This window comes from Inquilinus limosus MP06, from assembly GCF_000767795.1.
GTDB classification, from domain to species: domain Bacteria; phylum Pseudomonadota; class Alphaproteobacteria; order DSM-16000; family Inquilinaceae; genus Inquilinus; species Inquilinus limosus_E.
This window is the reverse complement of the sequence record NZ_JANX01000262.1, coordinates 1-8353: the sequence shown is the minus strand read 5'-3', so window position 1 is coordinate 8353 and position 8353 is coordinate 1. Positions and strand designations below refer to the sequence as shown.

At 69.4% G+C, this 8353-nt stretch carries 8 protein-coding genes and 1 pseudogene; 6 read left to right on the top strand and 3 right to left on the bottom strand.

What is annotated here, in order from left to right:
* The first annotated feature begins 64 nt into the window (after positions 1 to 64).
* Entirely contained in the window at positions 65 to 2314 is a 2250-nt protein-coding gene (glgB, locus tag P409_RS19400) for a 1,4-alpha-glucan branching protein GlgB (protein WP_081991633.1), read from the top strand.
* 181 nt (positions 2315 to 2495) lie between these two features.
* Here glgB and P409_RS19395 read toward each other — a convergent pair whose 3' ends face one another.
* Both P409_RS19395 and P409_RS19390 read right to left on the bottom strand, forming a co-directional pair.
* Positions 2496 to 2717: an antitoxin gene (locus tag P409_RS19395; RefSeq protein WP_034841804.1), complete on the bottom strand. Its 222-nt coding sequence runs from the start codon at positions 2715 to 2717 to the stop codon at positions 2496 to 2498.
* Between the two features lie 85 nt (positions 2718 to 2802).
* On the bottom strand, positions 2803 to 3483 hold the full coding sequence (locus P409_RS19390; protein ID WP_034841800.1) for a hypothetical protein: 681 nt from the start codon (positions 3481 to 3483) through the stop codon (positions 2803 to 2805).
* Between the two features lie 151 nt (positions 3484 to 3634).
* Between P409_RS19390 and glgX the strand changes: the two genes are divergently transcribed.
* From glgX to P409_RS19370, 4 genes are all read left to right on the top strand, one after another.
* Positions 3635 to 5752, top strand: a complete 2118-nt coding sequence (gene glgX / locus P409_RS19385) for a glycogen debranching protein GlgX (RefSeq protein ID WP_052120957.1) — start codon at positions 3635 to 3637, stop codon at positions 5750 to 5752.
* Between the two features lie 98 nt (positions 5753 to 5850).
* The gene (gene bfr / locus P409_RS19380) at positions 5851 to 6327 is read left to right on the top strand and encodes a bacterioferritin (protein WP_034841795.1); all 477 of its coding nucleotides are present in this window, start codon (positions 5851 to 5853) and stop codon (positions 6325 to 6327) included.
* 122 nt (positions 6328 to 6449) lie between these two features.
* Positions 6450 to 6797 (top strand): DUF6152 family protein, encoded by a 348-nt coding sequence (locus P409_RS19375; RefSeq protein ID WP_034841790.1) that lies wholly within the window; start codon positions 6450 to 6452, stop codon positions 6795 to 6797.
* 4 nt (positions 6798 to 6801) lie between these two features.
* Complete coding sequence (locus P409_RS19370; protein ID WP_052120955.1) at positions 6802 to 7305, top strand: hypothetical protein; 504 nt, start codon at positions 6802 to 6804, stop codon at positions 7303 to 7305.
* A gap of 15 nt (positions 7306 to 7320) precedes the next feature.
* On the opposite strand, the gene phaR is transcribed toward P409_RS19370, so the two are convergent.
* On the bottom strand, positions 7321 to 7959 hold the full coding sequence (gene phaR, locus P409_RS19365) for a polyhydroxyalkanoate synthesis repressor PhaR (RefSeq protein WP_052120953.1): 639 nt from the start codon (positions 7957 to 7959) through the stop codon (positions 7321 to 7323).
* A 158-nt stretch (positions 7960 to 8117) separates the two neighbouring features.
* Between phaR and P409_RS19360 the strand changes: the two are divergent.
* Positions 8118 to 8353, top strand: a pseudogene (locus P409_RS19360) (hypothetical protein); the annotation flags it as partial.

Here is an 8353-nt window from a genome sequence, read left to right as displayed (position 1 = left end):
CCCGGATCCGCCCTTGTTGTTTCCGGAGAGAACCGGTCAAGATCGCGGCAGGATGGAGGCTTCGATGACCAACGCAGCGCCCCCTCGCCCGCCGGCCGGCACCGATGCCGCGGGCCGCCTGACCGACCCGGCCGACATCGCGGCCCTCATCGCCTCGGACCATCCCGACCCGTTCGGCGTGCTCGGCCCCCATCCGGATGGGGACGGCACGGTGCTCCGCTGCTTCCGGCCCGACGCCGCGGCGGTCGAGGCGATCGACCCGGACAGCGGCGCGGCGCTGGCGCGGCTGGAGCAGCGCCACCCGGACGGCGTGTTCGACGGCCGCATCGGCCGCCCCTTCCCGCCCCGCTACCGGCTGCGCATCGACTACGGCACCGCCGGCGGGGTGTGGGAGATCGAGGATCCCTACCGCTTCCCGTCCAGCTTCGGCGAGGTCGACCTGCACCTGCTGGGCGAGGGCACGCATCTGGAGCTGTACCACCGGCTGGGCGCCCATCCGCGCACGCTGGACGGGGTGGACGGCACGGTCTTCGCCGTCTGGGCGCCGAATGCCCGCCGCGTCGCGGTGGTCGGCGATTTCAACAACTGGGACGGGCGGCTGCACCCGATGCGGCTGCATCCCGGAATCGGCGTGTGGGAGATCTTCCTGCCCGGCGTCGGCCCCGGCGCGGCCTACAAGTTCGAGATCCGCGGCCAGAACGGCGACCTGCTGCCGCTGAAGACCGACCCGTTCGGCTTCCGGGCCGAGCATCCGCCGAAGACCGCCTCGATCGTGCACGGCCTGCCCGATTACGGCTGGGACGATGGCGGCTGGTTGGCGCGGCGCCCGGCGGCGCAGCGGCGCGACGCCCCGATCAGCATCTATGAGGTCCATGCCGGGTCCTGGCGCCGGGTGCCGGAGGAGGGCAACCGGCCGCTGTCCTGGCGCGAGCTGGGCGACCAGTTGATCCCCTACGCCGCCGGCCTCGGCTTCACCCATATCGAGCTGCTGCCGGTCAGCGAATACCCGTTCGACGGCTCCTGGGGCTACCAGCCGATCGGCCTCTACGCCCCGACCAGCCGCTTCGGCCCGCCGGAGGATTTCGCCGCCTTCGTCGACCGCTGCCACCGCGCCGGCCTCGGCGTGCTGCTGGACTGGGTGCCCGGGCACTTTCCGACCGACGAGCACGGCCTGGCCCGGTTCGACGGCACCGCGCTCTATGAGCATGCCGATCCGCGCCAGGGCATGCACCAGGACTGGGGCACGCTGATCTACAATTACGGCCGGGCCGAGGTGCGGAACTTCCTGCTCGGCAACGCGCTCTACTGGCTCGACCGCTTCCATGTCGACGGGCTGCGGGTCGATGCCGTGGCCTCGATGCTGTATCTCGACTACAGCCGCAAGGCCGGGGAATGGGTGCCGAACCGCTTCGGCGGCCGCGAGAACCTGGAGGCGGTCGAGTTCCTGCGCCAGACCAATGTCGAGGTCTATGGCCGGCATGAGGGCGTGGCCACCGTGGCCGAGGAATCGACCGCATGGCCGGCCGTGTCGCGCCCCGCCCATCTCGGCGGCCTGGGCTTCGGCTATAAGTGGAACATGGGGTGGATGAACGACACCCTGCGCTACATGCAGAAGGACCCGGTGCACCGGCACTGGCATCATCACGACCTGACCTTCGGCCTGCTCTACGCCTTCAGCGAGAACTTCGTGCTGCCGCTGAGCCATGACGAGGTGGTGCACGGCAAGGGGTCGCTCCTGGGCAAGATGCCGGGCGACGACTGGCAGAAATTCGCCAATCTCCGCGCCTATTTCGGCTTCATGTGGGCCCATCCGGGCAAGAAGCTGCTGTTCATGGGCGGCGAATTCGCCCAGCGCAACGAGTGGAGCCGCGACCGCAGCCTGGACTGGCACCTGCTGGAGGCCGGGCCGCATCATGCCGGGGTGCAGCGGCTGGTCGGTGACCTGAACCGCCTTTATCGCGAGCTGCCGGCCCTGCATGCGCGCGATTGCGAGCCCGAGGGGTTCGACTGGATCGACGCCAGCAACAGCGCCGATTCGGTTCTGGCTTGGCTGCGCCTGGGCAACGACGGCGACCGGCCGGTGCTGGCGATCTCCAACTTCACCCCGGTGCCGCGCCAGGGCTACCGCATCGGCGTGCCGCTGGGCGGCCGCTGGGCCGAGCGGCTGAACACCGACGCCACCGTCTATGGCGGCTCCGGCATGGGCAATGGCGGCGGCGTCGAGGCCGAGGCCTCGCCCTGGCACGGCCGCCCCTTCTCGCTGCTGCTGACCCTGCCGCCGCTGTCGACCGTGCTGTTCGAATGGGCGGGGTGAGGGACGGAATGAGGCTTGATCCTTCCAGCCCGATCATCGGGAGCAACGGAAGGTCGGGCGTTTTCTCGCGTTTCCTCTCCCGCAAGCGGGAGAGGAAGCGCCGAATGCAATTCTTCCGGCGGAGTTTGACCCGAATCATCGGTCCCAGGTCATGGCTCAGGTTCGCCAAAGCGAACTCTGCCTATGCTTCCCTCTTCTGCGGGAGCGGATCGCTTCGGTCTTCGATGCCGATCGGAAGCTCGGCCAGTAACTCGAAGGCGCGGGCCATCCCGCGCCGCTTCTCGCGCAGCACGATCTCGTTACCGCGACGGAAGATCTCGACCTCGCGCCCCTCGAGGCGGAACTGCCTCGGCAGTTGAACGGCTTGGCCGTTGCCGGACCGGAACACGCGGGCCTTGGCCATGGCATTCTCCGCAGTCTGGGCCGCACGCTGGGCTCGCAGACGCGAACCCAGCCTATGACGTCCGGACAGGCCTGTCGCCCCACCGTTACGGCTTCGGCGCCTCGGCCTGACGCTTCAGCTCGTCCTGGGTGCGGGCGATCTGGGCCTGCAGGTCAGCCAGCTGCTGGCGGGCCGCCGCCAGGTCGCCCTGGGTCTTGCCCAGCTGCTCCGTCGCCTGCGCCAGCTGGCCGTTCACCGCCGCGGCATCGGCGTTCAGCCGGCCGTAGCTCTCGCGCTGCGCCGCTTCCTGCGACCGCAGCTGGTCGAGCTGCCCGGTGAGGTCAGTGACCTGCGCCTGCTTTTCCGCCAGCTGCGATTCGGTGGCTTTGGTCTGGTCCTGTGCCGCCCGCGCCTGGGCCGCGGCCGCATCGGCGTCGCGGACGGCCTGATTATGGCGCTGGCCGATCTGGTCCAGCGCCGCCTTGGCCTCGCCGATCTGCGCCTGCAGCCGGTCGGCTTCGGCCTTCAGCGCGTCGCGGTTGCCGCCGGCCTGCTTCAGCGCCGCCAGCTCCTGCTCCGCCGTCGTCAGCCGGGCCTGCAGCCCGTCGCGGGACTGGCCGGCGGTGCGGCTTTCGACGCCGAGATAGACCGCGGCGACCAGGGCGATGAAGGCGACGATCATCGCGGCGATGACGCCGATTCGCGGTCCTTCGCCGTCGCGCGGCGGGACGGGATGCGGATCGGTCGGCGCGGCCGGGCTGTGGTCGGGATCGGCGAGGGTCGTCACGCTGTCGGTCCTTTCGGCGAACGGCTGGGCAACGGCTAGCGGCGAAACGTGGTGAAATCGTGTCGGCGGCGGCCGGCCATGATGGCCGGTGGACGGGCGGCGCCTGCGCGCCCCATCCTGCCCTCCGGACAGGCTCGAAGGAACCGTCACGATGCCGCTGCCGACCAACTTTCCCACGGGACCGCTTCCGGCCGGCAGTCCCTGGCCGCTGGGCGCCACGCTGACCGGGGACGGCGTCAACTTCGCCCTGTTCTCCGCCCATGCCGAGCGGGTCGAACTGTGCCTGTTCGACGCCGGGGGCCGGCAGGAAGCGGCGCGGTACGAGCTGACGGCCCGCACCGACCAGGTCTGGCACGGCGTCCTGCCCGGCGCCGGGGCCGGCACCGTCTACGGCTATCGCGTCCACGGCCCCTATGCCCCCTTGGACGGCCACCGCTTCAACCCGAACAAGCTGCTGCTGGACCCTTATGCGAAGGGCCTGGCAGGCAGTTTCCGTTGGGACGATTCGGTGCATGGCTATACCCGCGGCGACCCGGCGGCCGACCTGTCCTTCGACCCGCGCGACAGCGCCCCCTTCGTGCCGAAAGCCGTCGTCATCGACCCGGCTCATGACTGGGAGGGCGACGAGGCGCCGCGCACGCCATGGGCCGACACGGTGATCTACGAGGCGCATGTCCGCGGCCTGACGATGCGCCATCCGGGCGTGCCGGAGCCGCTGCGCGGCACGCTGGGCGGGCTGGCCCATCCGGTGATGGTCGACCATCTGCGCCGGCTGGGCGTCACCGCGATCGAGCTGATGCCGGTCCATGCCTTCATCGACGAGCGGGCGCTGGTCGAGCGCGGCCTCAGCAACTACTGGGGCTACAACACCACCGCCTTCTTCTCCGTCCATCCCGCCTATGCCGGCGCCCTCCCCCCTCTCGAAGCGCTGCGCAACGCGGTGAAGGCGCTGCACCGGGCCGGGATCGAGGTGATCCTCGACGTCGTCTACAACCACACGGCGGAGAGCGACGTCTTCGGCCCGACGCTGAACTTCCGCGGCATCGACAACCTGTCCTACTACCAGCACGCGGCGCATGACCGGCGCGAGCCGTTCAACCCGACCGGCACCGGCAACGCGCTGGACCTGGGCCATCCGCGGGTGCTGCAGATGGTGATGGACAGCCTGCGCTGGTGGGTCGAGGCGGCGCATGTCGACGGCTTCCGCTTCGACTTGGCCACCACCCTGGCCCGGGTCGACGGCGAGTTCTCCGCCGCCGCGCCGTTCCTGCAGGCGGTGGCGCAGGACCCGGTGCTGGCGCCGTGCAAGCTGATCGCCGAGCCCTGGGACATCGGCCCCGGCGGCTGGCGCGTCGGCCAGTTCCCGACGGGGTGGTCGGAGTGGAACGACCGTTACCGCGACGGCATCCGCCGGGCCTGGCGCGGCGATCCGGGATCGCGGCCGGAGCTGGCGCAGCGCCTCTCCGCCTCCGCCGACCTGTTCGACCATGGCGGCCGCGGCGCCCGGGCGACGGTCAACTTCGTCACCGCTCATGACGGTTTCACCCTGGCCGACCTCGTCTCCTATGCCCAGAAGCACAACGAGGCCAATGGCGAGGGCAATCGCGACGGCACCGGCGACAACCACTCCGACAACTGCGGCACCGAGGGGCCGACCGAGGATGCAGCGATCCTGGCGCGGCGGCTGCGGCGGCGACGCAACCTGGTGGCGACGCTGCTGTTCAGCCAGGGCGTGCCGATGCTGCTGGGCGGCGACGAGCTGGGCCACAGCCAGCAGGGCAACAACAATGCCTATTGCCAGGACGGCCCCCTGACCTGGCTGGACTGGTCCGCGGCCGATCCCGGCTTTGTCGATTTCGTGGCCCGTGTGGTGGCACTGCGCCAGGCCCATCCCGCGCTGCGCCAGCCCCGCTTCCTGCATGGCGGCCCCAGCGGTCGGGACGACCTGTCGGACATCGCCTGGCTGCGGCCGGACGGCCAGCCCATGGACGGCGCCGACTGGGGCGACCCCGCCGGCTTCGCCCTCGGCGTGCTGCTGAGCCGGGCGGGCACGCCGCCACTGCTGCTGCTGCTCAACCCCGCGCCGGAGGAGCTGGAGTTCGCGCTGCCGCCGCTCGGCGCCTGGCATCCCTGGCTGGACACGGCGCGCACGCCTAGCGTGGCACGGCTGGAGCAGGCGGCGCCGGCCTATCCGCTGGCGGCGGAAAGCCTGGCCTTGCTGGCACTGGGCGCCGCGTCTCCAGCGGAGATCAAGAATGATTTTCAGTAAAGCTGCGACTGTCTCTCAATCACACAAGTAAAACTTTACGGAGTCCTGTAATCGTTCTAAGGTGCGACCCGACATCGACGACAACGGCCGAGGCGGCAATGCAGGGCGACAAGAAAGTCATCAACCACCTGAACGCGGTTCTGAAGAACGAGCTGACCGCGATCAACCAGTATTTCCTGCATGCGCGGATGCTCAAGAACTGGGACATCAAGCGCCTGGCCAAGAAGGTCTATGAGGAATCGATCGGCGAGATGAAGCATGCCGATCTGCTGATCGAGCGCATCCTGGTGCTGGAGGGCCTGCCGAATCTGCAGGATCTCGGCAAGCTCGGCATCGGCGAGAACGTGCCGGAGATGCTGGAATCCGATCTCGGCCTCGAGACCTTCAACCAGAAGACGGTGAAGGAGGCGATGGCGCATTGCGAATCGGTGCGCGACTTCGTCTCCAAGGAGATCCTGCTGAAGATCCTCGGCGACACCGAGGAGCATATCGACTGGCTCGAATCGCAGCAGTACCTGATCAGCCAGATGGGCCTGCAGAACTACATCCAGCTGGTCTCGACCGACGAGGAGTGACGCAACCGGCGCTCCGCACCGTAAAAGCCCCGCTTCGGCGGGGCTTTTTTGTGCCCGGACGATTGCATCGCGGGCGCGGCACCCAATCTGACACGGAGATCCATCAGCACGGGAGACGACAGATGCCCCGGTGCGTGCCGATCATCCTGCTGGCGGCGCTCATTCCCGCCACCGCCCTGGCCCATCACGGCTGGAGCACCTATGACGCCAACACGACGCTCACGCTCTCCGGGCCGATCGAGGCCGCGAGCTACCAGAACCCGCACGGCCAGATCACCCTGACCCAGGACGGCAAGACCTGGCATGTGGTGCTGTCGCCGCCATCGCGCATGGACCGTCGGGGCCTGCCGCGCGAGGACCTCGCGGTCGGCACGCCGGTGACCGTGGTCGGCTATCCCAGCCGGGTGGTCGCCGACGAGATGCGGGCCGAGCGCATCACCATCGGCGGCCGCACCGTCGAGCTGCGCTGAGGCGATGGAGCATGCCCCGCCCGGTGGCGGCCTGCTCGCCGAGACCGCCGCGTTGATCGAGCACTCGGCCGTCGGCACCCTGATGCGCGATTCGCTGTGGCTCTATCCGGCCGCCAATCTGCTGCATCTGCTGGGGCTGGTGCTGCTGGCCGGAGGCATCGGGTTGCTCGACCTCCGCCTCGTCGGCGTCGGCCGGTCCCTGCCTGTCCGTGCCGTGTCGCGCCTGCTGACCCGGGTCGCGCTGGCCGGCCTGGCGCTGATGGTCGTGACCGGCGCCGCGCTGTTCGCCGCCGATGCCGGGCCGCTGGCCGCGGCCGACATCTTCCAGCTGAAGATCGTGGTGATCGCCGCAGCCCTTGCGAATGCCCTGGCCTTCCGCTGGGTATGGCGCCGGTCGCTGACGGATTGGGACCGCGCCCCGCCGCTGCTCGGCCGGATCCAGGCGGCGGGGTCGATCGTGCTGTGGTTCCTCGCCGGCGCGCTCGGCCGGCTGATCGCATACGGGTAAGGCTCGGCCCAGCCGTCACCGCTTCGGCTTGGTGATCTCCTCGATCTGGCGCTGCAGGTCGTCCAGCTTCTGGCGCAGCGTGTCGATCGACCCGCCCTGCTCGGCCGCCTTGGCCGGCTCGGCCGCGGCCTCGGCGGGGCCCGCCCCGGGCGGCTTGCCCTTGCCGGCGAAGGGGGTGAACATCTGCATCGCCCGCTCGAACAGGGCCATGTTCTGCTTGCCCATCTCCTCGAAGGCGCCGAACGGGAAGACCCCGCTGACGTCCTTGAAGTATTGGCGCATCTGGTCCTGGTTGCGGGCGAAAGCCTCCATTGAGGATTCGAGATAGCGCGGCACCATGAACTGCAGGTTGTCGCCATAGAGGCTGATCAGCTGCCGCAGGAATCCGATCGGCAGCATGTTCTGGCCCTTGCCCTCCTCCTCGACGATGATCTGGGTCAGCACCGACCGGGTGATGTCTTCGCCCGTCTTCGCGTCATAGACCACGAATTCAACGCCGTCCTTGACCATCTGGGCCAGGTTCTCGAGCGTCACATAGCTCGACGTCGCCGTGTTGTAGAGCCGGCGGTTGGCGTATTTCTTGATGGTGATCGGCGGGTCCTTCGGCCCTTCCGCCGAAGGGGCATTTCCAGGGGCGGCCTGACTGGTCGGCATGGGTTGTCCCTATCGCTTCTTGGGGCCGCGGGCACACGGCCGCTTTGACGGATTTGTGGCTATACTGGTCCGAGCGGGGCGGCATGTCACGATCCTTTCGCATCGCAGCAACCGCCGGGCATAGGCAGGCCCGGCATGGCCGACTATGATCGCCGCCGATGACTGCGCCGAAACCGCCCCACGCCCCGCCGCCCGGCGACGGCGACAGCCCGGACGACCTGGCCCGCCGCTTCCTCGATCTCTGGCAAGAGCATTGGACCGCAACCCTGACCGATCCCGAGACGCTGCGCGGCTGGTCCGCCCTGCTGGACCCCGGCCACATCTCGCGCGTCCTGGCCGGGCTGGGGGCGGGCGATGATGCCGCGCCTGGGGCCGCGGCCACTGCCGCTGCATC

Coding starts and splice junctions, on each gene's coding strand:
- glgB (WP_081991633.1), top strand. CDS start 65: ATGACCAACGCAGCGCCCCCTCGCCCGCCGGCCGGCACCGATGCCGCG.
- bfr (WP_034841795.1), top strand. CDS start 5,851: ATGCAGGGCGACAAGAAAGTCATCAACCACCTGAACGCGGTTCTGAAG.
- P409_RS19375 (WP_034841790.1), top strand. CDS start 6,450: ATGCCCCGGTGCGTGCCGATCATCCTGCTGGCGGCGCTCATTCCCGCC.
- glgX (WP_052120957.1), top strand. CDS start 3,635: ATGCCGCTGCCGACCAACTTTCCCACGGGACCGCTTCCGGCCGGCAGT.
- P409_RS19370 (WP_052120955.1), top strand. CDS start 6,802: ATGGAGCATGCCCCGCCCGGTGGCGGCCTGCTCGCCGAGACCGCCGCG.
- P409_RS19395 (WP_034841804.1), bottom strand. CDS start 2,717: ATGGCCAAGGCCCGCGTGTTCCGGTCCGGCAACGGCCAAGCCGTTCAA.
- phaR (WP_052120953.1), bottom strand. CDS start 7,959: ATGCCGACCAGTCAGGCCGCCCCTGGAAATGCCCCTTCGGCGGAAGGG.